Source organism: Streptomyces sp. NPDC058955, from assembly GCF_042741435.1.
GTDB lineage: Bacteria > Actinomycetota > Actinomycetes > Streptomycetales > Streptomycetaceae > Streptomyces.
The window spans coordinates 148,221-171,965 of record NZ_JBHYKM010000003.1 but is presented as its reverse complement, the minus strand read 5'-3'; the positions used below and the strand labels follow the sequence as shown (position 1 = coordinate 171,965).

At 72.2% G+C, this 23,745-nt stretch carries 22 protein-coding genes and 3 tRNA genes; 13 read left to right on the top strand and 12 right to left on the bottom strand.

Annotation, left to right across the window (positions count from 1 at the left end; translation table 11 throughout):
- Positions 1–520 precede the first annotated feature (520 nt).
- The gene (gene bldC / locus ACFW1I_RS02765; RefSeq protein ID WP_003949541.1) at positions 521–727 is read right to left on the bottom strand and encodes a developmental transcriptional regulator BldC; all 207 of its coding nucleotides are present in this window, start codon (positions 725–727) and stop codon (positions 521–523) included.
- Between the two features lie 546 nt (positions 728–1,273).
- The gene (locus ACFW1I_RS02760) at positions 1,274–2,128 is read right to left on the bottom strand and encodes a hypothetical protein (RefSeq protein ID WP_384665411.1); all 855 of its coding nucleotides are present in this window, start codon (positions 2,126–2,128) and stop codon (positions 1,274–1,276) included.
- 139 nt (positions 2,129–2,267) lie between these two features.
- Here ACFW1I_RS02760 and ACFW1I_RS02755 point away from each other — a divergent pair, with 139 nt between their 5' ends.
- Positions 2,268–3,377 carry a Leu/Phe/Val dehydrogenase gene (locus ACFW1I_RS02755; protein ID WP_384665409.1) on the top strand — a complete coding sequence of 370 codons (1,110 nt, stop codon included), beginning with the start codon at positions 2,268–2,270 and terminating at the stop codon, positions 3,375–3,377.
- Positions 3,378–3,660: 283 nt separating this feature from the next.
- The gene (locus tag ACFW1I_RS02750; protein ID WP_362184140.1) at positions 3,661–3,915 is read left to right on the top strand and encodes a DUF3073 domain-containing protein; all 255 of its coding nucleotides are present in this window, start codon (positions 3,661–3,663) and stop codon (positions 3,913–3,915) included.
- Between the two features lie 183 nt (positions 3,916–4,098).
- On the opposite strand, the gene purM is transcribed toward ACFW1I_RS02750, so the two are convergent.
- Together purM and purF are read right to left on the bottom strand one after the other, a co-directional pair.
- On the bottom strand, positions 4,099–5,166 hold the full coding sequence (gene purM, locus ACFW1I_RS02745; protein ID WP_384665407.1) for a phosphoribosylformylglycinamidine cyclo-ligase: 1,068 nt from the start codon (positions 5,164–5,166) through the stop codon (positions 4,099–4,101).
- A gap of 52 nt (positions 5,167–5,218) precedes the next feature.
- Entirely contained in the window at positions 5,219–6,745 is a 1,527-nt protein-coding gene (gene purF, locus ACFW1I_RS02740) for an amidophosphoribosyltransferase (protein WP_384665405.1), read from the bottom strand.
- A 307-nt stretch (positions 6,746–7,052) separates the two neighbouring features.
- Here purF and ACFW1I_RS02735 point away from each other — a divergent pair, with 307 nt between their 5' ends.
- Together ACFW1I_RS02735 and ACFW1I_RS02730 are read left to right on the top strand one after the other, a co-directional pair.
- Positions 7,053–7,145 (top strand): putative leader peptide, encoded by a 93-nt coding sequence (locus ACFW1I_RS02735; RefSeq protein ID WP_384665403.1) that lies wholly within the window; start codon positions 7,053–7,055, stop codon positions 7,143–7,145.
- Positions 7,146–7,218: 73 nt separating this feature from the next.
- Positions 7,219–8,607, top strand: coding sequence for a sulfatase (locus ACFW1I_RS02730; RefSeq protein ID WP_384665401.1), 1,389 nt, complete (start codon positions 7,219–7,221; stop codon positions 8,605–8,607).
- Here ACFW1I_RS02730 and ACFW1I_RS02725 read toward each other — a convergent pair.
- Both ACFW1I_RS02725 and ACFW1I_RS02720 read right to left on the bottom strand, forming a co-directional pair.
- Positions 8,601–9,410 (bottom strand): META domain-containing protein, encoded by an 810-nt coding sequence (locus tag ACFW1I_RS02725; protein WP_384665399.1) that lies wholly within the window; start codon positions 9,408–9,410, stop codon positions 8,601–8,603. The genes ACFW1I_RS02730 and ACFW1I_RS02725 overlap by 7 nt on opposite strands.
- Positions 9,411–9,479: 69 nt before the next feature.
- Positions 9,480–10,268, bottom strand: coding sequence for a sterol carrier family protein (locus ACFW1I_RS02720; protein WP_384665397.1), 789 nt, complete (start codon positions 10,266–10,268; stop codon positions 9,480–9,482).
- A gap of 66 nt (positions 10,269–10,334) precedes the next feature.
- Here ACFW1I_RS02720 and ACFW1I_RS02715 point away from each other — a divergent pair, with 66 nt between their 5' ends.
- On the top strand, positions 10,335–10,745 hold the full coding sequence (locus tag ACFW1I_RS02715) for a nuclear transport factor 2 family protein (protein WP_384665395.1): 411 nt from the start codon (positions 10,335–10,337) through the stop codon (positions 10,743–10,745).
- A 48-nt stretch (positions 10,746–10,793) separates the two neighbouring features.
- On the opposite strand, the gene purL is transcribed toward ACFW1I_RS02715, so the two are convergent.
- Genes purL through purS form a run of 3 tightly spaced genes read right to left on the bottom strand, consistent with a single transcriptional unit; the run spans position 10,794 to position 13,965 of the window.
- Positions 10,794–13,043 (bottom strand): phosphoribosylformylglycinamidine synthase subunit PurL, encoded by a 2,250-nt coding sequence (gene purL / locus ACFW1I_RS02710; RefSeq protein ID WP_384665393.1) that lies wholly within the window; start codon positions 13,041–13,043, stop codon positions 10,794–10,796.
- Complete coding sequence (gene purQ, locus ACFW1I_RS02705; RefSeq protein WP_031011457.1) at positions 13,043–13,723, bottom strand: phosphoribosylformylglycinamidine synthase subunit PurQ; 681 nt, start codon at positions 13,721–13,723, stop codon at positions 13,043–13,045. The genes purL and purQ overlap by 1 nt, the downstream gene beginning before the upstream one ends.
- Entirely contained in the window at positions 13,720–13,965 is a 246-nt protein-coding gene (gene purS / locus ACFW1I_RS02700) for a phosphoribosylformylglycinamidine synthase subunit PurS (protein WP_015035032.1), read from the bottom strand. Before purS ends, purQ begins: the two co-directional genes overlap by 4 nt.
- Positions 13,966–14,331: 366 nt before the next feature.
- On the opposite strand from purS, the gene ACFW1I_RS02695 reads away from it, so the two are divergent.
- From ACFW1I_RS02695 to ACFW1I_RS02660, 8 genes are all read left to right on the top strand, one after another.
- Positions 14,332–14,673, top strand: coding sequence for an Lsr2 family protein (locus tag ACFW1I_RS02695; RefSeq protein WP_384665391.1), 342 nt, complete (start codon positions 14,332–14,334; stop codon positions 14,671–14,673).
- A 110-nt stretch (positions 14,674–14,783) separates the two neighbouring features.
- Positions 14,784–14,855 (top strand) — tRNA-Gly (locus ACFW1I_RS02690).
- 81 nt (positions 14,856–14,936) lie between these two features.
- Positions 14,937–15,009: transfer RNA gene (locus tag ACFW1I_RS02685), tRNA-Gly, on the top strand.
- A 129-nt stretch (positions 15,010–15,138) separates the two neighbouring features.
- Entirely contained in the window at positions 15,139–16,074 is a 936-nt protein-coding gene (locus tag ACFW1I_RS02680; RefSeq protein ID WP_384665389.1) for an ABC transporter ATP-binding protein, read from the top strand.
- Entirely contained in the window at positions 16,071–16,865 is a 795-nt protein-coding gene (locus tag ACFW1I_RS02675; protein ID WP_384665387.1) for an ABC transporter permease, read from the top strand. Before ACFW1I_RS02680 ends, ACFW1I_RS02675 begins: the two co-directional genes overlap by 4 nt.
- A gap of 28 nt (positions 16,866–16,893) precedes the next feature.
- Positions 16,894–18,159: a sensor histidine kinase gene (locus tag ACFW1I_RS02670; protein ID WP_384665385.1), complete on the top strand. Its 1,266-nt coding sequence runs from the start codon at positions 16,894–16,896 to the stop codon at positions 18,157–18,159.
- Positions 18,156–18,770: a response regulator transcription factor gene (locus ACFW1I_RS02665; RefSeq protein ID WP_031011447.1), complete on the top strand. Its 615-nt coding sequence runs from the start codon at positions 18,156–18,158 to the stop codon at positions 18,768–18,770. Before ACFW1I_RS02670 ends, ACFW1I_RS02665 begins: the two co-directional genes overlap by 4 nt.
- Positions 18,771–18,792: 22 nt before the next feature.
- Positions 18,793–18,865, top strand: a tRNA-Gly gene (locus ACFW1I_RS02660).
- A 114-nt stretch (positions 18,866–18,979) separates the two neighbouring features.
- Here the strand turns inward: ACFW1I_RS02660 and ACFW1I_RS02655 are convergent.
- The 3 genes from ACFW1I_RS02655 to ACFW1I_RS02645 form a co-directional block, all read right to left on the bottom strand.
- Complete coding sequence (locus tag ACFW1I_RS02655) at positions 18,980–19,888, bottom strand: phosphoribosylaminoimidazolesuccinocarboxamide synthase (RefSeq protein ID WP_384665382.1); 909 nt, start codon at positions 19,886–19,888, stop codon at positions 18,980–18,982.
- 86 nt (positions 19,889–19,974) lie between these two features.
- Positions 19,975–21,435 carry a N,N-dimethylformamidase beta subunit family domain-containing protein gene (locus ACFW1I_RS02650; protein WP_384665381.1) on the bottom strand — a complete coding sequence of 487 codons (1,461 nt, stop codon included), beginning with the start codon at positions 21,433–21,435 and terminating at the stop codon, positions 19,975–19,977.
- Between the two features lie 199 nt (positions 21,436–21,634).
- Complete coding sequence (locus ACFW1I_RS02645; protein WP_384665379.1) at positions 21,635–23,443, bottom strand: hypothetical protein; 1,809 nt, start codon at positions 23,441–23,443, stop codon at positions 21,635–21,637.
- Positions 23,444–23,745: the final 302 nt, after the last annotated feature.

Below are 23,745 nucleotides of genomic sequence, written 5' to 3'. Positions count from 1 at the left end.
CTTTGGATCCCCCCCCCCCGGTCCTTGGGGCTGCTCGCGGTTACTGCGCCGCAGGTGCTCGTTTGGAAGCTCGGCCCGAGCGGTGGCTGGGGGGCCCTTCTTCGTCGTGCCGTGTGCCGCCGTTCCCGCTGCCGCCCCGATGCTTCGACTCCACTCGAACGGGGGACGAAAGTCCCACCGGCCGGTGACCAACGGCGGGTTGGGGGACTATGCGGGGGTGGCAGGCTGGTTCCAGGGCAAGGCTTCGGGGATGTGACGGGAGTCACTCGAAGCCCTTCAGGAACCCCCTCGTTTACGCCGCTCCTGCAACAGCTCAATTTAATACGTGCAATTGCACCGATGTTCGACGAGTGGGAGCGGGCCCAAAAAAGCGATCGCGCTGGACCCGGCGGAGTCCAGCGCGATCGGTGACGGTGGCCTGTTGGGGCAGGAACCGCCGGCAGAGCTGTGGGATGGGCGACCGGATTGGGGGACCCGGACAGGCCCGGTGTTACGGGGTGTTGCGTGTCTCGCGTACGCCTCAGGCTTCGCTGCGCTGCTGCGGAATGCCCGCCAGCAGGGCGCGAACCTCGGCCTCGCGGTACCGGCGGTGCCCACCCAGGGTGCGGATGGACGTGAGCTTGCCGGCCTTGGCCCAGCGGGTCACCGTCTTCGGGTCCACGCGGAACATCGTGGCGACCTCGGCAGGGGTCAGCAGCGGCTCGGCATCAGGGGTGCGAGCGGTCATGAGCGGCCTCCTCGGGAGAACCGAACCTTCTCGGTTCTTTCCTCTAAATTCTGCACCTTGACCCGCCTTGCCCGAAATGGCGGAAGCGGGTCGAGTCGGTTATAGGACGAACGGCTTGTCCTCGGCACTACAACTACACCATCCGTCCAGCCGCGTCGGCCAAACCGATGGAATTGCCCTCGCAGGTGTTCATCAGCGGCGGAAGTCGACTGACCATGCCATAACGGACAGTCACGCCACTGTGACGATCAGTCACAGAGCGATCAGGAGTCCTCAGACCCCCCATAGAGTGCAATGCTGAGCGTTCCGCCCAAAGTTGGGCGGAAGGAACCCTCCCCGGACTCCTTGTCCTATTTTGGCACGAGGGTAGGTGATCGACGCAAGGGTACGTTTAGTGCTGTCCGTCACGCTTGAGCCAAAGGCCCGGTTCAGGACCAACGTCCCGCCGGATCCGGCCAGATCGTTCCGGCCAGCCACCATGAAGATCATTTACCCCGACGGAGCATGTCTTGTCCATGCACACCTGACGAAGATGCCCGTCCTATGTCAATTCGCGTGGCGCAGGTCCCTGACGGCCCGCCATCGCTCCGCCAGCCGCGCGTACACCTCCGCCGCCGTGGCGTCGTCCCCCGCCCGCAGCGCCGCGAGCCCCTCCGCCACGTCCGCCGCCGACCGGTCCGCCGCCAGCCGCTCCTCCGCCACCGCGTGCACCAGCCCGCCGTAGTCCAGCTCCACCAGCGCCCGCGGATGGAACTCCTCCAGCCAGCGGCCCACGTCGACGAGCCCCTGCGTCAGCACGCCCTCGTCCACCGAGTCCCGCAGCGCCCGCAACGCCCGCGCGAGCCGCCGCCGCGCCTGCGCCATCGTCGTCCGGTAGCGCAGCACCGGCGCCCGCCCCGCCGACCGGTCCCCCGCCTCGTAACATCGCTCCTCGTCCCCGAAGAGCGCGAACCAGCGCAGCGGCACCTGCCAGACCGCCGTCCTGATCCACGGCCGCGCGTCCGGGTTCCGCTCCAGCCACCGCTCGTGGTCCGCCTCCACCTGGGCCCGCACCACCGGCGGCAGCATCGCGTCCAGGACCGACGCCGGCAGCCCGTTCTCCGCCACCAGCTCCCGCAGCGCCAGCCACCCGCGCAGCCGGGTCCGCCACGGGCAGACGACCACCACCCCGTCCAGGTGCGCCACGAACGCCTCGCCGCTCTCGTGCACCGGCACCGGCACCGGCGGCATCGGCACCAGGTCCGCCAGCGAACGCCGCAGCTCGTCCTGGGCGCCCGGGGTGCGCGGCCGGCGGGCGTACCGCGACCAGTGGGTCCGCTCCGGCTCGGGGAACGCGGCCAGCGGCTCGTACACCCGGAGATAAGAGGCGTACGGGACGAGCAACGTGGAGTCGACCGACATGCCGCGAATCCTTCCACGCGGGTACTCCCCGAGGGGGTGATCCGGCCCACTCCGCCCTTCCTACGCCCAGGTAGGACTTAATCTCATGGCGCAATGGGTCCTCCCCCACCCGCAGGGGGGACCCTCCGCCGCACCTTCCTTGGGAGTCACCACAGTGACCGCAACTGGCGCCCCCGTTGATGTACTGCGCACCCTGTTCCACTCGGAGCAGGGAGGCCACGAGCAAGTCGTGCTCTGCCAGGACCGCGCCACCGGCCTCAAGGCCGTCATCGCGCTGCACAACACCGCCCTGGGTCCCGCCCTCGGCGGCACCCGCTTCTACCCGTACGCGACCGAGGCCGAGGCGATCGCCGACGCCCTCAACCTGTCGCGCGGCATGTCGTACAAGAACGCCATGGCCGGGCTCGACCACGGCGGCGGCAAGGCCGTGATCATCGGCGACCCCGAGCAGATCAAGACCGAGGAGCTGCTCCTCGCCTACGGCCGCTTCGTCGCCTCCCTCGGCGGACGCTACGTCACCGCCTGCGACGTCGGCACCTACGTCGCCGACATGGACGTCGTGGCCCGGACCAACCAGTGGACCACCGGCCGCTCCCCCGAGAACGGCGGCGCCGGCGACTCCTCCGTCCTGACCGCCTTCGGCGTCTTCCAGGGCATGCGCGCCTCCGCCCAGCACCTGTGGGGCGACCCGACCCTGCGCGGCCGGAAGGTCGGCGTCGCCGGCGTCGGCAAGGTGGGCCACTACCTGGTCGAGCACCTCCTGGAGGACGGCGCCGAGGTCGTCATCACCGACGTCCGCGAGGAGTCGGTGCGCCGGATCACCGACAAGCACCCGCAGGTCCAGGTGGTCGCCGACACCGAGGCGCTGATCCGCGTCGAGGGCCTCGACATCTACGCCCCCTGCGCGCTGGGCGGCGCCCTGAACGACGACACCGTCCCGGTCCTCACCGCGAAGGTCGTCTGCGGCGCGGCGAACAACCAGCTCGCGCACCCGGGCGTCGAGAAGGACCTGGAGGAGCGCGGCATCCTCTACGCCCCGGACTACGTGGTGAACGCCGGCGGCGTGATCCAGGTCGCCGACGAGCTCCACGGCTTCGACTTCGACCGCTGCAAGGCGAAGGCCACGAAGATCTTCGACACCACCCTGGAGATCTTCGCACGTGCGAAGGCGGACGGCATTCCGCCGGCCGCGGCCGCCGACCGCATCGCCGAGCAGCGGATGGCCGAGGCGCGCCGGGCCCAGGTCTGACGTTCCACGGGGGCCGGCCCGCCCGCCGTCCGGGAGACTTCGCTCACGCCGGTCGGCGGGTCGGCCCCCCAGAAGAGGTTAAAATCGCGATTGACCAGCGAGGAAAGGGCACCTCGATGGTTCTGTACCGGGGTATGTGATGCGCGCGGCGTACCGTAGACCCGAGGAAACAGGTACCGTTGAAGCCCTACGGACCGGTCTCTCCTTCGAGAGCCCGTTTCGCATCATGAACGCGTGTCAAGACTCTGGGGCCAGCGAGCCCCGTCACCGAGGGGGTCGAGCCATGGGGCGCGGCCGGGCAAAGGCCAAGCAGACCAAGGTCGCCCGCCAGCTGAAGTACAGCAGCGGCGGGACTGACCTGTCGCGTCTGGCCAATGAGCTGGGCGCTTCGACTTCGAGCCAGCCGCCGAATGGCGAGCCGTTCGAGGACGACGACGAGGAAGACGACCCGTACGCGCAGTACGCGGATCTCTACAACACGGACGACGAGGACGAGGACGACGAGTCCGGTCCGCAGTCGCCCCAGCGTCGCGCTTGACCTTCTGAACGCCGAGACTCGGTCCGGGCCACCCGGACCGGGTTTTGTGCTGCTCAGGGGCAGTGCGAGCGGATCAGGGACACCGAGCCCCGCCGGGACACGAGCACTCCCGGGACACGAGGAACACGAGGAAGGGGCACCCCGCCCGGCGGGGTGCCCCTTCCTCGTACGTACGGCTGGTGACTACTTCGCGTAGTCGCCGACCAGCTCCGCGCCGGAGTCCTTGTCGCCGCGCTCGGTGATCTCGCCGGCGACCCAGGCGTCCAGCCCGCGGTCGGCCAGCGTGGTGAGGGCGGCGTCGACCGACTCGGCCGGGACGACGGCCATCATGCCGACGCCCATGTTGAGGGTCTTCTCCAGCTCCAGGCGCTCCACCCGGCCGGCCGTGCCGACGAGGTCGAAGATCGCGCCCGGGGCCCAGGTGGAGCGGTCCACGGTGGCGTGCAGCCCGTCCGGGATGACCCGGGCGAGGTTGGCCGCGAGGCCGCCGCCGGTGATGTGGCTGAAGGCGTGCACCTCGGTGGTCCGGGTCAGCGCCAGGCAGTCCAGCGAGTAGATCTTCGTGGGCTCCAGGAGCTCCTCGCCGAGGGTGCGGCCCAGCTCGTCGACCCGCTGGTCGAGGGTCATGCCGGCGCGGTCGAAGACCACGTGGCGGACGAGCGAGTACCCGTTGGAGTGAAGCCCCGAGGAGGCCATGGCGATGACCGCGTCCCCCGTACGGATGCGATCGGCGCCCAGCAGGCGGTCGTGCTCGACGACACCCGTGCCCGCGCCGGCCACGTCGAAGTCGTCCGGGCCGAGGAGGCCCGGGTGCTCCGCCGTCTCGCCGCCGACCAGGGCGCAGCCGGCCAGGACGCAGCCCTCGGCGATGCCCTTCACGATGGCGGCGACCCGCTCCGGGTGGACCTTGCCCACGCAGATGTAGTCGGTCATGAAGAGCGGCTCGGCGCCGCAGACGACGATGTCGTCCATGACCATGGCGACCAGGTCGTGGCCGATGGTGTCGTACACGCCCATCTGGCGGGCGATGTCGACCTTCGTGCCGACGCCGTCGGTCGCCGAGGCGAGCAGCGGACGCTCGTAGCGCTTGAGGGCGGAGGCGTCGAAGAGGCCGGCGAAGCCGCCGAGGCCACCGAGGACCTCGGGGCGCTGCGTCTTCTTCACCCACTCCTTCATGAGCTCGACGGCGCGGTCGCCCGCCTCGATGTCGACGCCCGCAGAGGCGTAGCTGGCACCAGTGGTCTGAGACATGGGGTTCAGAGCTTTCGTGTCGTTACTGCGTCACTGCGGGTGCAGCGGGATCTCACGGACGGCGCAGGGCGTCGGCGGCCGCGGTGGCGGCGGGTCCGGCGGCCAGTTCCGTCTCCAGGAGCTGCTTGCCGAGCAGCTCGGGGTCGGGCAGCTCCATCGGGTACTCGCCGTCGAAGCAGGCCCGGCAGAGGTTCGGCTTGGCGATGGTGGTCGCCTCGACCATCCCCTCCAGGGAGATGTACGAGAGCGAGTCCGCGCCGAGCGACTTGCCGATCTCGTCGACGGACATGCCGTTGGCGATCAGCTCCGCGCGGGTGGCGAAGTCGATGCCGAAGAAGCAGGGCCACTTGACCGGCGGGGAGGAGATCCGGATGTGGACCTCGGCGGCGCCTGCCTCGCGGAGCATGCGGACCAGGGCGCGCTGGGTGTTGCCGCGGACGATCGAGTCGTCGACGACCACGAGCTTCTTCCCCTTGATGACTTCCTTGAGGGGGTTCAGCTTCAGCCGGATGCCCAGCTGGCGGATGGTCTGCGAGGGCTGGATGAAGGTGCGGCCGACGTAGGCGTTCTTCACCAGACCGGCGCCGAACGGGATGCCGGAGGCCTCCGCGTAGCCGATGGCGGCGGGGGTGCCGGACTCCGGCGTCGCTATGACCAGGTCGGCCTCGACCGGCGCCTCCTTGGCGAGGCGGCGGCCCATCTCCACGCGGGAGAGGTAGACGTTCCGGCCGGCGATGTCGGTGTCGGGACGCGCCAGGTACACGTACTCGAAGACACAGCCCTTGGGCTTCGCTTCCGCGAATCGCGAGGTGCGGATGCCGTTCTCGTCGATCGCGATCAGCTCGCCCGGCTCGACCTCGCGGACGAAGCTGGCGCCGCAGATGTCGAGGGCGGCGGACTCGGAGGCGACCACCCAGCCGCGCTCCAGCCGGCCGAGGACCAGCGGGCGGATGCCCTGCGGGTCACGGGCCGCGTAGAGCGTGTGCTCGTCCATGAAGACGAGGGAGAAGGCGCCCCGGACCTCGGGGAGGACCTTCGCGGCCGCCTGCTCGATGGTGAGCGGCGTGCCGTCCTCGTCCACCTGGCCCGCGAGGAGCGCGGTGACCAGGTCGGTGTCGTTGGTGGCGGCGACCTGGGTGGCGCGACCGTCCTTCTTGGGAAGGTCGGCGACCATCTCGGCCAGCTGCGCCGTGTTCACCAGGTTGCCGTTGTGGCCGAGCGCCAGCGAACCGTGGGCGGTGGCCCGGAAGGTCGGCTGGGCGTTCTCCCACACGGACGCTCCGGTGGTCGAGTAGCGGGCGTGACCGACCGCGATATGACCTTGGAGGGAGCCGAGAGAGGTCTCGTCGAAGACCTGGGACACGAGGCCCATGTCCTTGAAGACGAGGATCTGGGAGCCGTTGCTGACCGCGATTCCCGCGGATTCCTGACCCCGATGCTGGAGGGCGTAGAGCCCGAAGTACGTGAGCTTTGCGACCTCTTCACCCGGAGCCCAGACACCGAAGACGCCGCAAGCGTCCTGGGGGCCCTTCTCGCCGGGAAGCAGGTCGTGATTGAGTCGACCGTCACCACGTGGCACGTCTTCGAGTCTAGGGGACCTCGACCGCTGGTCCGAATGGGAGATCGGGGCGCGGACGGCGCCCGTAGGATCGCACCAAGAGATCGCCGCGAACTTGGAGGGGCCTACAAGGCAGGCGGGGGAAGGGTTCCCGGCCACCGACCCCCCTCCGGACACCCGCCCGCACCTGCCCGGGAGACCGCCCGGGATGTGACGCAGAACGCACGCACCGGGGGTTTCGCGAGCGTTTCGATCACGCGAACTACGCGCGTCGACCCACCCCGACGGCGTTGACGCTCCCCTGCCCCCTCGACCAGGCTCCTGGCCCATGCAGCCCCCGCGTGACCGCTCGGTCACCCTCGTCCGGCGCCGGCACGTGGACCTCGTCCGTGTCGCGAGCGCCGGCTGTCGCCGCGCCTGAACGCGCGGCCCTTCTTCTCCCCCTTCTTCTTCCCCTTTTTTCTTTTTCTCTTCGCTCCGTCTGGAGATCCCGCATGTCCACGTCCCTGTCCCGCCGCGCCCTCGGCGGGGCTGCCGCCGGTGCCGCCGCCGCGGCCGCCCTGGGCGCCGCGCCCGCCGAGGCCGCCGCCCCCGCGGAGCGCCCCTTCCGGGCCGCCCACCCGCGCCGCCACTCCCGCCGGCCGAACATCCTCTTCATCCTGGGCGACGACCTCGGCTGGGCCGACCTCTCCTCGTACGGCTCCCCGCACATCCGCACCCCGCACCTCGACCGGCTCGCCCGCGGCGGCGTCCGCTTCACCGACGCCTACTCCGGCTCGGCGACCTGCTCCCCCACCCGCTTCAGCCTCTACACCGGCCGCTACCCGGGCCGTACGAAGGGCGGGCTCGCCGAGCCGATCGCCGACAAGTCCGTCGGCCTGGAGCCCACCCACCCCACGCTCGCCTCGCTGCTCCGGGACTCCGGGTACGCCACCGCCCTCATCGGGAAGTGGCACTGCGGCCACCTCCCCGACTACTCCCCCACCAAGTCCGGCTGGGACGAGTTCTTCGGCAACTTCGGCGGGGCCCTGGAGTACTACTCCAAGCTCGGCCTCGGCGGCGAGTACGACCTCTACGAGGGCGACGCCGCCTACAAGGACCTGCGCTACTACACGCGGATCCTCACCGAGCGGGCGAGCGAGTACGTCAGCCGCGACCACGAGCGCCCGTGGCTGCTGAACCTGAACTTCACCACCCCGCACTGGCCGTGGATAGCCGACGGCGACGAGGAGGCGAGCGCCGAGATCGTCCGCCGGATCAAGGCCGGCGACCGCTCCGCGCTCTGGCACCAGGACGGCGGCTCGGTCGAGAAGTACAAGGAGATGGTCGAGGACCTCGACCGCTCCATCGGACAGGTCCTCACCGCGCTCCGGCGCTCCGGCCAGGAGCAGGACACTCTCGTCTTCTTCGCCAGCGACAACGGCGGCGAGCGCTTCTCCTACAACTGGCCGCTCGCCGGCAACAAGGGCTCCCTCCAGGAGGGCGGCATCCGCGTCCCCTCGATCCTGCGCTGGCCCGCCCGGATCGACGGCGGCCAGGTCAGCGACCTGCCGGTCTTCACCCCCGACTGGACGGCGACCCTGCTCGACCTGGCCGGCGCCCGCCCCCACCCCGCCTACCCGCTCGACGGCACCAGCCTCGCCGGGCACCTGCTGCGCGGCGAGGCCGTGCCGGAGCGGGACCTCTTCTGGCGGGTGCGGGGCGAGCGGGCGCTGCGCCGCGGCGACTGGAAGTACTACCGGGGCAAGTCCGGCCGCGACCAGCTCTTCCACCTCGCCGGGGACACCCGCGAGCAGGCCGACCGGGCGCCCTTCGAGCAGGAGAGGCTCGCCGGGCTGCGGGCCGCGTGGGAGCGGATCGACGCGGGGCTGCTGCGCTACTGAGCCGGCTCCGCCCGGGCCGTCAGGCCCTCGCCGCCGCCGTCGGTGAGGTTCAGGGTCCGGTGGTCGACCCGGTAGGAGAGGGGGCCGTCGAGGAGGTCGTAGAGCTTGGTCTCCAGCTCCATCTGGGGGCCGGTGCACATCATGCGGGTCGTCGCGGCCGGGCCGTCGACGGTGAGGGTGCGGGCCTTCTCGTCGATCGTCGCGGTCGCGGAGAAGCCGTTGCAGCCCAGATTGCCGGTGATCCTGCCGTCCGCGCCGATCACCAGGCGCGCCTTGTCGCCCGCGCCGGCCGGGAGGGAGGCGGCGCTGTCCTGGGAGACCAGGCCGTCGATCTTCCAGGTGGTGCCGCGGAGCGGGGCGGACGGTTCGGCGGTCAGCTCGACCTTCCTCCCGCCGTCCGCGGAGACGAGGGTGAGCGTGCCGTCCTTCTGCGTGCCCTTCAGGGGGCCGGTGAAGGCGGCGAGGAAGGCGGTCTCGAAGCGCTGCCGGTCGTCGGGGCAGCCCCGCTCGGTGACCTCCTCCGAGGTGACGGTGACGGTGGTGCCGTCCACGGCGAAGGCCGCGCCGAAGTGGTTGCAGCCGGTGTCGCCCTGGGCGCGGCCCTCCGCGGTGAAGTCCACCCGGGCCCCGTCGGGGGCGGTCGACCGGGCGCCGTCGACGGTGACCGCGTCGACCGTCCAGTGGGTGCCGGCGAGCGGCAGGTCGGGATCGCCCGCGCCGCCGCCCGCATCCGCCTGCTGGGCACAGGCGGTGAGAGCGGCGAGCAGGACGGCGGCGAGGATGGTGCTGCGCGGCTTCGGCATGCCGGTGGGACGCGGCCGGCCGGTGCCGGGTTCCCTCCGGGCGTCCGGGTTCGCTCCGAGGGCCCCGGCTCAGCCCATCACGGGCAGCAGTCCCGACAGATCGGCCCGCTCGCCACTGGCGGCGATCCGGGCCGCGTCCAGCTCGGCCGCCCATCCGGTACGCCCGGTGGCCAGCCGGATCCAGGTCAGCGGGTCCGTCTCGACGACGTTCGGCGGGGTGCCCCGGGTGTGCCGGGGGCCCTCCACGCACTGCACCACCGCGTACGGCGGGATCCGCACCTCCACCGAGCCGCCGGGGGCCTTCACGGCGAGGGCGTCGGCGAGCAGCCGGGTGCAGGCGGCGAGCGCCTGCCGGTCGTACGGGATCTCCGCCCCGGTCGCCGCGGCGAGGTCGTCGGTGTGGACGACCAGCTCGACGGTGCGGGTGACGAGGAAGTCGGCGAGGGTCATGGCGCCGAACCGGGTCGGGACGAGCCGCTCGCCGTCCGCGCCGGCCAGCGCCTTCGCGAAATCGTCCGCCACGCGCGCGTACAGGCCGGGCAGGTCGGCGGTGTCCAGGGCCCGGACGTCCTCGTCGATCCGCGCGGCGGCGGTGGCGGTGGCCAGGGGCCAGTCCAGGACGACGAGTTCGCGGCGGGCGGGCTCCGGGCCTTCGAGGCCGCGGACGACCGAGCCGAGCGCCATCGTCATGTGCCCGGCCAGCTCCCGTACCGTCCACTCCCCCAGCCGCGTGGGCCCGTCGAGGGCTTCCGGCGGCAGGGCGAGGACCGCGTCCCGTACATGCCCGAACTGGGCGGAGACGGCGGTCCTGATCTTGGCGGGGTCGTAGCTGCGGGCGCGTTTCCTGGCGGGTGGCATGGGCCGAGGCTAACGCCGAGACTTGGAGGAGGGGGCCGAACCCTCACGAAAGGCAGTGGCGGGACCATGACCCATCACGAGCACCCCGACGCGGCTCTGGTGCGCCGAGGGTACGAGGCGTTCACCGCCGGCGACATGGAGACGCTCGCCTCCCTCATGACCGGCGACTGCACACACCACTCGCCCGGCGAGAGCCAGATGTCCGGGCACTTCAAGGGACGCGACAACATCCTGGCCCACTTCGGGAAGCTCATGGAGCTGACCGACGGCACCTTCCGCGTGGAGCTCAAGGGCGTCTACCCGGACGGCCGGGGCCATGTCATGTCCGTCCACCGGTGGCATGCCGACCGGGGCGACCGGGGCATCGAGATGGACGGCGGTCTCTGGTTCACGACGGTCGGCGGCAAGATCACCGATGTCGACGAGTGCGTCGCGGACATCACCGAGTCCGACGCCTTCTGGGGCCCGGCGGAGTGAACGCGAACGGCCCCCGTCCGAGGACGGGGGCCGTGTCACGGACGGACGTCAGGCCAGCAGGCCCGGGATGGTCGCCTCGTGCGCCTCGCGCAGCTCCGCGAGGGAGAGCGCGAACTCGCCCTGCACGTCGATCGCGTCGCCGTCGACGACGCCGATGCGGGTCGCCGGCAGGCCGCGGGCGCCGCACATGTCGGTGAAGCGGAGCTCCTCGCTGCGCGGGACGGCGACGACCGCACGGCCGGCCGACTCGCTGAAGAGGAACGTGAAGGCGTCCAGGCCCTCCGGGACGACCAGGCGCGCGCCGTTCCCGCCGCGGAGGCAGGACTCGACGACCGCCTGCACGAGACCGCCGTCGGACAGGTCGTGCGCCGCGTCGATCATGCCGTCGCGGGAGCCCGAGATCAGGATCTCGCCGAGCAGCTTCTCCCGGTCGAGGTCCACGGCCGGCGGCATGCCGCCGAGGTGCTGGTGGATCACCTCGGACCAGGCCGAGCCGCCGAACTCCTCCTTGGTGTCGCCGAGCAGGTAGAGGAGCTGGCCCTCTTCCGCGAAGGCGATCGGGGTACGGCGGTTGACGTCGTCGATCACACCGAGGACGGCCACGACGGGCGTCGGGTGGATGGCGACCTCACCGGTCTGGTTGTACAGCGACACGTTGCCGCCGGTGACCGGGGTGCCCAGCTGGAAGCAGCCGTCCGCGAGACCACGGGTGGCCTCGGCGAACTGCCACATGACGGCCGGGTCCTCGGGCGAACCGAAGTTCAGGCAGTCCGAGATGGCGAGCGGCTTGGCGCCGGAGGCGGCGACGTTGCGGTACGCCTCCGCCAGCGCGAGCTGCGCGCCGGTGTACGGGTCGAGCTTGGCGTACCGGCCGTTGCCGTCGGTCGCCATGGCCACGCCGAGGTTGGTCTCCTCGTCGATGCGGACCATGCCGGCGTCCTCGGGCTGCGCCAGGACCGTGTTGCCCTGCACGAACCGGTCGTACTGGTCCGTGATCCAGGACTTCGAGGCCTGGTTCGGCGAGGAGACGAGCTTGAGGACCTGGTCCTTCAGCTCGGCGCCGTTCTGCGGCCGGGGCAGCTTGCCGGCGTCGTCGGCCTGGAGCGCGTCCTGCCAGTCCGGGCGGGCGAACGGCCGGTGGTAGGTCGGGCCCTCGTGGGCGACGGAGCGCGGCGGCACGTCGACGATCTGCTCGCCGTGCCAGAAGATCTCCAGCCGCTCGCCCTCGGTGACCTCACCGATGACGACCGCGATGACGTCCCACTTCTCGCAGATCTCCAGGAAGCGGTCGACGTGCTGCGGCTCGACGATCGCGCACATGCGCTCCTGCGACTCGCTCATGAGGATCTCCTCGGGCGAGAGCGTCGCGTCGCGCAGGTGCACCTTCTCCAGGTCGACCCGCATGCCGCCGGAACCGGCCGAGGCCAGCTCGGAGGTGGCGCAGGAGAGCCCGGCGCCGCCGAGGTCCTGGATGCCGGCGACCAGCTTCTCCTGGAAGATCTCCAGGGTGCACTCGATGAGGAGCTTCTCCTGGAACGGGTCGCCGACCTGGACGGCCGGGCGCTTGGTCGGCTTGGTGTCGTCGAAGGTCTCGGACGCGAGGACCGAGACGCCGCCGATGCCGTCGCCGCCCGTGCGGGCGCCGTACAGGATGACCTTGTTGCCGGGGCCGGACGCCTTGGCGAGGTGGATGTCCTCGTGCTTCATCACGCCGATGCAGCCGGCGTTGACGAGCGGGTTGCCCTGGTAGCAGGAGTCGAAGACGACCTCGCCGCCGATGTTCGGCAGGCCCAGGCAGTTGCCGTAGCCGCCGATGCCGGCGACGACACCGGGCAGCACGCGCTTGGTGTCGGGGTGGTCGGCCGCGCCGAAGCGGAGCGGGTCGACGACCGCGACCGGGCGGGCGCCCATGGCGAGGATGTCGCGGACGATGCCGCCGACGCCGGTGGCCGCGCCCTGGTAGGGCTCGATGTACGAGGGGTGGTTGTGCGACTCGACCTTGAAGGTGACCGCGTACCCCTGGCCCACGTCGACGACGCCGGCGTTCTCGCCGATGCCGACGAGCATGGCGTCGTTCTGCGGGGTCTTCTCGCCGAACTGCTTCAGGTGGACCTTGCTGCTCTTGTAGGAGCAGTGCTCGGACCACATGACCGAGTACATGGCGAGCTCGGCGCCGGTGGGACGGCGGCCGAGGATCTCGCGGATGCGCGCGTACTCGTCCTCCTTGAGGCCGAGCTCCTTCCAGGGCTGCTCGCTGTCCGGCGTCTCGCTCGCGTGCTTGACGGTGTCGAGGCTCATCAGGCGTTGACCAGCTTCTTGAGGATCGAGGTGAAGAAACCGAGACCGTCCGTCTTGCCGGTGCCGATCAGCGGTTCGACGGCGTGCTCGGGGTGCGGCATGAGGCCGACCACGTTGCCCGCGGCGTTGGTGATGCCCGCGATGTCGCGCAGCGAGCCGTTGGGGTTCATGTCCAGGTAGCGGAAGGCCACCCGCCCCTCGGCCTCCAGCTCGTCGAGCGTGCGCTCGTCGGCGACGTACCGGCCGTCCATGTTCTTGAGCGGGACCTCGATCTCCTGGCCCCGGACGTAGTCCGAGGTCCAGGCGGTCTCCGCGTTCTCCACCCGCAGCTTCTGGTCGCGGCAGATGAAGTGGAGGTGGTTGTTGCGGAGCATCGCGCCCGGCAGCAGATGGGCCTCGGTGAGGATCTGGAAGCCGTTGCAGATGCCGAGGACGGGCATGCCCGCCTTCGCCTGCTCGATGATCGTCTCCATCACCGGCGAGAAGCGGGAGATGGCGCCGGCCCGCAGGTAGTCGCCGTAGGAGAAGCCGCCGGCGAGCACCACGGCGTCGACCTGCTTGAGGTCCTTGTCGCGGTGCCACAGCGAGACCGGCTCGGCGCCCGCGAGGCGGGCGGCGCGCAGCGCGTCCTGGTCGTCGAGCGTGCCGGGGAAGGTGACGACGCCGATGCGAGCGGTCACGACTCGACCTTCACGACGAAGTCTTCGATCACGGTGTTGGCGAGGAAGGTTTCGGCCATCTCATGGATGCGGGCGAGGGCGGCGTCGTCGACCGGTCCCTCCACCTCCAGCTCGAAGCGCTTCCCCTGACGGACGTCGGCGATCCCGGCGAACCCGAGGCGGGGCAGTGCACGCTGCACCGCCTGTCCCTGCGGGTCGAGGATCTCCGGCTTGAGCATGACGTCGACTACGACGCGTGCCACTGGCACTCCCGGTGGTGTGTTGCGTGGGCGGTTCCCTCAGCGTACCTGCCTCCAAATTCTACGCGGGTAGAGATCTGAAGGATCCTACAAATGCCCTGGCCGGAAGCCACTCCCCGCGATGATCCACTCCAAACCTCCGTACACCCCGCCGCACATGAAATGCGAGTGAAATATTGCGCGCCCCTTTGCCCCGGGACACGCTGAGACAATTGACAGGGCTTCACAATGCGACGCCCATCGCTGTACAAAGGAATCCAGAGGGAAACAGTAATGTCCCCGGGCAGCCAGCGGCCTGGTGTCACCGCACGTCAGAGGCGTACCCATAGCCGTTGACAGGTGGCGGGCCACAGGAAAGGACCGATATCCGTGGCGCAGCGAGTGGTGGTCACCCTCTCCGACGACATCGACGGCGGAGAAGCGGCGGAAACGGTCGCGTTCGGGCTCGACGGGAAGATGTACGAGATCGACCTGAATGCTGCCAATGCAAAGAAACTCCGCAAGGCCCTCGCGCCCTACCTCGCGGCCGGGCGGAAGCAGACGGGCAAGGCGGCCTCCGGTGTGACCGGAGCCACCACCGCGTACAAGCACACGGCCCTCGCCCCCGACCCGGCGGCGGTCCGCGCCTGGGCCCAGTCCAACAAGATGGACGTGCCGGCCCGGGGCCGCATCCCCAAGCGGGTCTACGAGGCGTTCCGCGCGGCGAGCTGACGCCCGCCGGGGAGGGCGGCGGACCGGATTTGCGTTCCACCCCCCTTGATCGGCTAGAGTCTGGATCACGCCGAGGGGCGAGGCCGAAAAGCCGAGTCCCACAGCAGCGTGCGGGTGTAGTTCAGTAGTAGAACGTCCCCCTTCCAGGGGGAAGGCGCAGTGTGCGATCCCTGTCACCCGCTCTGCATCACGGTTACCAACCACTCCGGTGGATCAGGTAGAGTGGTGCTCGCACCGCCCGATGAAAGTCGGTCGGGAGCAATGCGGACGTGGCTCAGTTGGTAGAGCATCACCTTGCCAAGGTGAGGGTCGCGAGTTCGAATCTCGTCGTCCGCTCAGGGAGAAGGACCCAGTTCTCAGGAACCGGGTCCTTCTGCGTTTCCGGAATGCGCCCATGACATTTGTCAGTCGGGGTGATGACAGCGCGCACTGCCCTCCGCCGCGGACGGACGGAAGGCTGGAGCCATGACTCACGCGATCGAGGCGAACGACCTGCGCCGCACCTACGCCGGCGGCTTCGAGGCGGTGCGCGGCCTCTCCCTCTCCGTGCCCCGGGGCGAGATCTTCGCCCTCCTCGGCACCAACGGCGCCGGCAAGACCTCCACCGTCGAACTCCTGGAGGGCCTCGCCGCCCCCACCGGCGGCACCGCCCGCGTCCTCGGCCACGACCCGTACCGCGAACGCGCCGTCGTCCGCCCCCGCATCGGCGTCATGCTCCAGGAGGGCGGCTTCCCCTCCGACCTCACCGTGGCCGAGACCGTACGCATGTGGGCCGGCTGCACCAGCGGCGCCCGGCCCGCCGCCGAGGCGCTCGGCGCCGTCGGCCTCACCGGCCGCGAGAAGGTGCGGATCAAGCAGCTGTCCGGCGGCGAGCGCCGCCGCCTCGACCTCGCCTGCGCCCTCCTCGGCCGCCCCGAGGTCCTCTTCCTCGACGAACCCACCACCGGGCTCGACGCCGAGGGCCGCCGCGACACCTGGGAGCTCGTCCGCGCCCTGCGCGACCAGGGCACCACCGTCCTCCTCACCACCCACTACCTGGAGGAGGCCGAGACGCTCGCCGACCGGCTCGCGATCATGCACCGCGGCCGGATCGTCCTCTCCGGCACCCCCGCCGAGGTCACCGCCGCCCAGCCCGCCCGGATCCGCTTCGCGCTCCCGGCCGGCGTGCCGGCCGCCCGGCTGCCGCTGGGCCTGAAGGCCGCCGAGGACGGCGGCCGGATCGAGATCCGCACCCACGCCCTCCAGGACGACCTCAGCGCGCTCCTGGACTGGGCCCGCGACCACGGCGTCCGGCTCGACGGACTCGACGCGCGCTCCGCCTCCCTCGAAGAGGCGTTCCTCGACATCGCCTCCCGCACGGAGGACGCCCCGGCCGACCCGAAGGAGACCGTGATCCGATGAGTACGACGACCGCCCCCACCGGCCGCCCGTCCACCACCCTCACCCGGCTCGCCGCCCTCGGCCGGGCCGAACTCACCCTCCTCGGCCGCAACCGCAACAACCTCTTCATCGCGGCCGTCATGCCGCTGCTGATGATCTTCCTGCTGCGGTCGTCCCTCAAGGGCGTCGACGAGGCCACCCTCGGCAGCTCCCTCGGCGCCGCCACCCTCATCGGCGGCACCGGCATGGTCCTGCTGCTCGTCGTCTACATGAGCCTCACCTCCAGCCTCGTCGCCCGCCGCGAGGAACTCGTCCTCAAGCGGCTGCGCACCGGCGAGGCCACCGACCCCGAGATCCTCGCCGGCGCGGCGCTGCCCGCCGCCTCCATCGCCCTCGCCCAGTGCGCGATCCTCACCGTCGGCGGCTTCACCCTGCTCGACCTCGACGCCCCCGCCCGCCCCGACCTGCTCGTCCTCGGCCTCGCCGCCGCGATCGCGCTGCTCGCCGGGCTCGCCGCCGTCACCACCACCATCACCCGCACCGTCGAGAGCGCCGGCCTCACCACCCTGCCGCTCTTCCTCGTCTCCTCCTTCGGCTCCGGCCTCTTCGTCCCCCGCGAGGCCCTGCCCGACCTCGCCGCCGACCTCGCCCAGCTGCTGCCGCTCAGCGGCGTCATGGAGTTCGTCCGGGCCGGCTGGCTCGGCACCGCCCACGCGGGCAGCCTGCTCACCGCCGCGCTCAATACAGTGGCCTGGGGCGTCCTGACGGGGTGGGCGGTCCGCCACTGGTTCCGCTGGGAACCGCGGCGCTAGGGCGGGACCGGAGGGGAGACGGGGACGGATGTCCGCGATGACGGGATGGTGGTCACGGCGCAGCGTCGCCGGGAAGGTCGAGCTGTACACCCGCTGGACCTTCCACCTGTTCGTACCGATCGAGCTGTTCGCCTTCGGAGGCATCCCGCTCTCCCGCTCGGCCGACAGCCCGCTCTCCACCGCCGGCGCCGTCGGGCTCTGTCTGTGGGTCCTCGTCCACGCGGTGCTCTGCGCGGTCCTCGCCTCCCGCGGCCTCGACCACACCACGGGCGTCCGGCCCCGGCCCGTCCGGCTCGCGACCGGCGTCGCCGCCACGACCGCGACCGGCAACCTGACCGTCGTCGTGCTGTGGACGGCCGGGGCGCTGCCCGACGCCTCCGTGAACGCGAGCGTGATCGTCGGCACCGCGATCTTCACCGTGGGCACGCTCGCCCTCTGCGTCGACGGCGTCCGGCGGATGCTGTACGTGGCCGGCGGCGCCGGTCTCGTCACCGCGCTCCCCGTCGTCCTGCTCGGCCACGGCCTGCTCCCCGGCGCCGCCACCGTCCTCGCCGTCGCCGTCGGCGGCTGCGGGACCGCCGGCGCCTGCGGCTTCTCCTCCTGGCTGCTCGGCGTCGTCCAGGAGCTGGAGCGCTCCCGCGACCTGAAGGCCCGGCTCGCCGTCGCCGAGGAGCGGCTCCGCTTCGGCCGCGACCTGCACGACGTCATGGGCCGCAACCTGTCGGTGATCGCCCTCAAGAGCGAGCTGGCCGTCCAGCTCGCCCGGCGCGGCCGCCCCGAGGGCGTGGACCAGATGGTCGAGGTCCAGCGGATCGCCCAGGAGTCCCAGCGGGAGGTCCGGGAGGTCGTCCGCGGCTACCGGGAGGCCGATCTGCGGGTCGAGCTGGAGGGCGCCCGGGGCGTCCTCGACGCCGCCGGCATCGACTGCGCCGTCGACGCCCCCGCCGTCGAGCTGCCCTCCGGCGTGCAGTCCGCGCTCGGCTGGGTCGTCCGCGAGACCACCACCAACGTGCTGCGGCACGGCGACGCCCGCCGCTGCGCGATCGCCCTGCGGCGGACGGCGGACGAGGTGCTGCTGACCGTCGAGAACGACGGGGCCGCGGTACGGGACGGGGCCGGCGCCCCCGGCCGGACCGGCTCCGGCCTCGCCGGGCTGCGCGAACGGCTCGGCGCGGTCGGCGGCACCCTGGAGGCCGGGTTCGAGGACCCGCACTCCTTCCGCGTCACCGCCCGGGTGCCGCTGGCCGTGCCGGAGCGGACCGGCACCCGACAGGAGAGGGAGACGGTCGCGTGACCGAGCCCGTACGCGTGCTGCTCGCCGACGACGAGCACCTGATCCGGGGCGCGCTCGCCGCCCTGCTCGCCCTGGAGGACGACCTGGTCGTCGTGGCCGAGGCCGCGACCGGACCCGAGGCGCTCGCCATGGCCCGCGCCCACCGGCCCGACGTCGCCGTCCTCGACCTCCAGATGCCGGGGGCGGACGGTGTGACGGTGGCCACATCGATCCGGGACGAACTCCCGGACTGCCGCACGATGATCGTGACCAGCCACGGCCGTCCCGGCCACCTCAAGCGGGCCCTCGCGGCGGGCGTCCGCGGCTTCGCCCCGAAGACCGTCAGCGCCCAGCGGCTGGCCGAGCTGATCCGTACCGTGCACGCCGGAAACCGTTATGTGGACCCGGAGTTGGCGGCCGACGCGATCGCCGCCGGCGACTCCCCGCTGACCGCCCGCGAGGCCGAGGTGCTCGAACTCGCCGCCGACGGAGCCCCCGTCACGGAGATCGCCCGGCGGGCCGCGCTCTCCCCCGGCACGGTCCGGAACTACCTCTCCTCCGCCGCCGCGAAGCTCGGTGCGGAGAACCGTCATGCGGCGGTGCGTCTCGCGCGGTCGAAAGGTTGGGTATAGTTAGCAGCGCGCTACGGCGCATGCGGACGTGGCTCAGTTGGTAGAGCATCACCTTGCCAAGGTGAGGGTCGCGAGTTCGAATCTCGTCGTCCGCTCAGTGTGAAGGCCCCGGTTCTCAGGAACCGGGGCCTTCTTCGTGTGCGCGGCACGGCCGCATACGCCGGAGCCGTACGGGCCCCCGGGGAGGGGACCCGTACGGTTCGGTTCGGCTAGAAGCTGTCGGACCAGGACTTGCCGGTCAGCAGCTCGTACGCCTCCAGGTACTTGGCGCGGGTGGCGTCCACGACCTCCTGCGGGAGGGCCGGCGGCGGCTGCTCGCTCTTCCGGTCCCAGCCGGAGGCCGGGGAGGTCAGCCAGTCCCGGACGAACTGCTTGTCGTACGAGGGCTGGGCGCGGCCCGGCTGCCACTGGTCGGCCGGCCAGAAGCGGGAGGAGTCCGGGGTCAGCACCTCGTCGGCGAGGACCAGCGTCCCGTCCTCGAAGCCGAACTCGAACTTGGTGTCGGCGAGGATGATCCCGCGCTCGCGGGCGATGTCCCGGGCCCGGCCGTAGACGGCGAGGGTGGTCTGGCGCAGCAGGGCGGCGGTCTCGGCGCCGACCTGGCGGGCCACCTCCTCGTACGGGACGTTCTCGTCGTGGTCGCCGACGGCGGCCTTGGTCGCCGGGGTGAAGATCGGCGCGGGCAGCTCGGAGCCGTCGGTCAGCCCCTCGGGGAGCGCGAGGCCGCAGACCGTGCGGGACTCGTCGTACTCCACCAGGCCGGAGCCGGTCAGATAGCCGCGGGCGACGCACTCGACCGGGACCATGTCCAGGGACTTGCAGATCAGGGTCCGGCCCGCCCAGTCGGCGGGGGCGCCGGCCGGCAGCTCGGTGGAGAGCACGTGGTGCGGGACCAGGTCGGAGAGCTGGTCGAACCACCACAGCGACAGCTGGGTGAGGACGCGGCCCTTGTCCGGGATCTCGGTGGGCAGGACCCAGTCGTACGCGGACATGCGGTCGCTCGCCACCATCACGAGCTCGCCGGCCCCGTTCCGGTACAGGTCGCGCACCTTGCCCGTGTGCAGGTGGGTCAGGCCCGGGACCTCGACGGGCTCGGGCTTTTCTACGAATCCGGACACGGTTCCTCCGCGTAGGTTGATCCAGGAACGGTCCGATTCTCTCGCACGCGCGAGCGGGCCCGCCGACCGGGGCGGGCGCGCCCCGGTCAGTCCCTCTTACAGATGCGGTCGAGCAGGTTGGCGGTGGCGCGCTGCACCTGGGGGTCCACATGGCCCGGCCGGTCCAGCGCGGGCGACCAGGCGAAGGTGCCGGAGGCGAACACCCAGGCGCCCGACGGCGCCCGGTAGAGGCTGGTCTCCTGGTGGCGCAGCACGCCGTCGCCGTCCCGGTAGGGCGAGTGGGCGAGCAGGATGCGGCTCTCGTGCTCGGGGAGCGGGGTGCGCGGGAAGTAGCGGTCCGCCTCGCCGGCGACCAGGCCCGGGAGCTCGTCGCCGTCGCCGGCGCCGGTCGCCTCCCAGAGCCAGTGCTCCGCGTTCCGCACCACCAGCGGGTGCGGTTCGGGCACCCGGCCCGCGTACTGGATGCCGAGGAGCTGCTGCTCGGGGCGGTCCACCTCGCGCCAGAGCGCGGGACGGCCGGGGCCCCGGCGCTTGCGGCAGGTGAGGAGCCGGTCCGGCACGCCGGACGGCGAGGGGCCCAGCTCCACGTGCCAGTACATGGTGTTGGCGGAGAGGAAGACCAGCGAGGTGCCCTGGTCGCGGGCCCGCTCGGCGGCCTTCCGCATCGGCGCCGACCAGTACTCGTCGTGGCCGGGGAAGACCAGGCCCCGGTAGCGGGTCGGGTCGATCCGGCCGGCGTGCAGGTCGCGGGTCTCCGCGTAGGCCAGGTCGTAGCCGTACCGCTCCGCCCAGCGGATGAAGTCGTAGGCGTGGCCCACGTGCAGGGGCAGGCCCGCGCCCGCGTACGGCCGGTCGAAGGAGACGGTGGTGGCCGCCTCCTCCTCGCCGAGCAGCCGGCCCTCCTCGTCCCAGGCGTGGTAGAGGCTGGCGCCGGTGTGCCCGTCCTCCGGGTAGAGGTTGTACGCCTGCCAGGTCACGTCCGGGAGGACGAGGAGGAGGTCCGCCGGATGGGAGTCGCGGACCGTGAAGGGGATGTGGGAGCGGTACCCGTCGGCGGTGGTGAGGACGGCGACGTACGCGCCGATCGACCAGTAGCTGGGGACCTGGAGCCGCCAGGACTGCCACCAGTGGTGGCAGGAGACCGTGCGGTCGGCGGTGAGCGGCGGCGGCTGGACGATGCCGGAGAGCCGCGGGCTGGTGGTGATCTTCGCGGCGCCGTCGCCGCCGTAGTGCCCGATCCGGTAGACGTCGACCGAGAACGGCTGCGGCGGGTCCACCGTGACGTGGAAGTCGATCGACTCGCCGGGCGCCACGGCTCCGCCGGAGGCGAAGCCCTTGATCTGGCGGCGTACGTCGTCGGCGGTGCGGGGTCCGCCCGCGCCGCCGCGGGCCAGCGTCTCGTCCGCGTACCAGGGCACCATCTGCCCCGTGTCGTCGAAGTAGTTCTCCGAACCGCGCAGCCAGGGCAGCGGGCCCTGGCCGAAGGGATCGGAGACCGCGTGCGCGAGCGCACCCGACTCCCAGCGCCTGATCTGCTCCGCCCCCATGGCGCGCCCCTCCTCGACTCCCCCGGTCAGTGCCGCGGGCCCCTGCCCGCGGATGGTGCCTCTGTCAGTGCCGGTCTCCAGCACATCACATAACGCACGCGGTCCGTCACCGTTCGTCGTGAAATCGATGAAGGTGGAACACGACCCTCCGGTAGAGCGGTCCCCGGCAGGGGCCCCGGGCGGGGCCCCTGGCGCGGGGTCAGAGCAGCCGGACGGGCTTCTCCGGGCGCACGCCGGTGGTGCCGAGCCAGGCCCGCAGCGGCGCCGGATCGCCCTCCTCGACCAGCGCCATCACGCGCGGCCCGAGGTCCACCGCCCGCTCGCCGCCGACGAGCAGCGCGGGCCCGTCGAGCCAGTCGAGCCCGGGCGCGGCACCGGTGGAGTCGACGGCGGCGCAGCAGACCAGCGCGGTCACGTGGTCGGCGAGCAGGTCCCGGCCGGTACGGGGCGGGAGCAGCGGACAGAGCGGCCAGGGCCCGTCCGGGCCGGTGAAGCCGGCGATGCCTCCGCCCGCCGGGGCGGCCGCGGCCCGGGCCTCCCGCTCGGCCTCCTCGCGCGCCACCTGGGCGCTGAGCGCGGCGGCGAGCGCGTCGGCGGCGGGGTTGCGGACCTCGTCGTCCTCGCCGGCCCCGTCGGCCTCGTCCTCGTGGGCCTCGACCTCGTCCTCGTCGGCCTTCCCGGCGTGCGGGGGTACGGCGGGGAGGGCGTCGGCTTCCGGCGGTGCGGCGCCCCGGTCCGGGGCCGTCAGGTGGGTGAGGACGCGGGTGAGGGTCGGGCCCTCGGCGGCGCCCGGGGCGGTGCCCGTCGCCAGCCGGTCGAGGACGTCGTGGAGGCGGGCCGCCTCCGCGCGCCACTTCCGGTCGACGACCTCCTCCGGGTACCGGCTCCACTCGACCGGCGCCCAGTCCGGGCCGGGCTCGGCCGGGCCGCCGTGGAAGAGCCGGGCGGCGAGCAGCGAGGCGGCCTCGTCGACGGCGCCGGGCTCCTCCAGGAGGTCGCAGGCCGGGCGCTCGCCGAGCCGGGAGGAGAAGCCCTCCGCGAGCCGGTCGCGGTTCGACAGCTCGGTCAGGGCGGAGACCACGCCCGCGTCGAGCCCGGACGGCCAGCGGCCCATCCGCCAGGCGGGCAGCGCGACCCGGGTGAGGAGCCGGTCCCAGCCCGCGTAGGCCAGGCCGACCTGCTCCTGGGCGACGATCCGGGCCCCGTGGTCCACGGCCTGGGCCCGCTCGGATCCGGCGGCGGCGACCCCGCGCTCCATCTCGGCGGCGTGCGTGCCGCAGGCCCGCAGCAGCAGCCGGGCCACATGGCCCACGCCCCGGGCGCCGAACCGGCGCAGCGCGCCCAGGCCGGGCTCGCCGGGGACGGCGACGGCCGCGTCGAGCCCGCGGACGAAGCGGCGGGCGGCGGCTATGTCGGGATCGGCGGCCGGGCCGGTGCCGGCGACGACCGGGGCGAGGACCGCCCGCAGCTCGCCGACCCGCATCCACCAGAGGAACGGGGAGCCTATGACGAGGACCGGACCGGCGCCGGCGGGGACGGCCGCCCGCCGGTGCGCCGGATGGGAGCGGTCCTCCAGCCAGCTGTCGCAGTCCGGGGTCAGGGCTATCGCGGAGGGCGCGGGCACGTCGAGCCGGTCGGCCAGGTCCCGCACCAGGCGGTGCAGATCGGGGGCGGCGGTCTCGGTGAGCTCCACCGTCGGCGTCACGGCCGGGCGGGCGCGGGCGACGACGAGGGCGACGGCCGCGGCGGCCAGCAGGACGAGGACGGCGAGGACGGTCACGATCCAGCGGGCGGTGGTCCACCCCGTCCCCGTGAAGTGGCCGGTGACCTCGCCCGCGTACAGCACGACGGCGACGGCGGCGGGGAGGATCGCGGCGCCGAGCGCCCGCCCCCGGACGCGGAGGACCGCGAGGGCGCGGGAGCGCGCGGCCCGCACGCCCCACTCCTCGCCGAGGCTGCTGTCGCTGCCGCCGTTTCCGAAGCCGCTGCCGGACACGCCGTACCTCACCCCCTCTCCCCGTCCAGGACGGGACTACCCGTGGCGGTGTTGCTCACTCCCCCACTGTGGCACCCGTCACCGACATCGCAATGCCGGTGGGCCAAGTGCCGGAACGCCTGCGCCGCACCCTAGTTGGGGCTTCGGCGGGCGTCATCCAGATGGCCGAGCCGTCACTCGATCGAATGGCTTTGGGTAAAGGTGGTGCCGGTGGCGGGGGGCGGGGGGGGTGGTTTAGGGGGGCGCGCCGCCGCGCCCGCGGCGGGGCGCGCGCGGGGGCGCGTGGGGGGGGGTGTGCGTGGGTGTGTGGGGGC

Coding starts and splice junctions, on each gene's coding strand:
- bldC (WP_003949541.1), bottom strand. CDS start 727: ATGACCGCTCGCACCCCTGATGCCGAGCCGCTGCTGACCCCTGCCGAG.
- ACFW1I_RS02760 (WP_384665411.1), bottom strand. CDS start 2,128: ATGTCGGTCGACTCCACGTTGCTCGTCCCGTACGCCTCTTATCTCCGG.
- ACFW1I_RS02750 (WP_362184140.1), top strand. CDS start 3,661: ATGGGGCGCGGCCGGGCAAAGGCCAAGCAGACCAAGGTCGCCCGCCAG.
- purM (WP_384665407.1), bottom strand. CDS start 5,166: ATGTCTCAGACCACTGGTGCCAGCTACGCCTCTGCGGGCGTCGACATC.
- ACFW1I_RS02735 (WP_384665403.1), top strand. CDS start 7,053: ATGCAGCCCCCGCGTGACCGCTCGGTCACCCTCGTCCGGCGCCGGCAC.
- ACFW1I_RS02730 (WP_384665401.1), top strand. CDS start 7,219: ATGTCCACGTCCCTGTCCCGCCGCGCCCTCGGCGGGGCTGCCGCCGGT.
- ACFW1I_RS02725 (WP_384665399.1), bottom strand. CDS start 9,410: ATGCCGAAGCCGCGCAGCACCATCCTCGCCGCCGTCCTGCTCGCCGCT.
- ACFW1I_RS02720 (WP_384665397.1), bottom strand. CDS start 10,268: ATGCCACCCGCCAGGAAACGCGCCCGCAGCTACGACCCCGCCAAGATC.
- ACFW1I_RS02715 (WP_384665395.1), top strand. CDS start 10,335: ATGACCCATCACGAGCACCCCGACGCGGCTCTGGTGCGCCGAGGGTAC.
- purL (WP_384665393.1), bottom strand. CDS start 13,043: ATGAGCCTCGACACCGTCAAGCACGCGAGCGAGACGCCGGACAGCGAG.
- ACFW1I_RS02680 (WP_384665389.1), top strand. CDS start 15,139: ATGACTCACGCGATCGAGGCGAACGACCTGCGCCGCACCTACGCCGGC.
- ACFW1I_RS02675 (WP_384665387.1), top strand. CDS start 16,071: ATGAGTACGACGACCGCCCCCACCGGCCGCCCGTCCACCACCCTCACC.
- ACFW1I_RS02670 (WP_384665385.1), top strand. CDS start 16,894: ATGTCCGCGATGACGGGATGGTGGTCACGGCGCAGCGTCGCCGGGAAG.
- ACFW1I_RS02650 (WP_384665381.1), bottom strand. CDS start 21,435: ATGGGGGCGGAGCAGATCAGGCGCTGGGAGTCGGGTGCGCTCGCGCAC.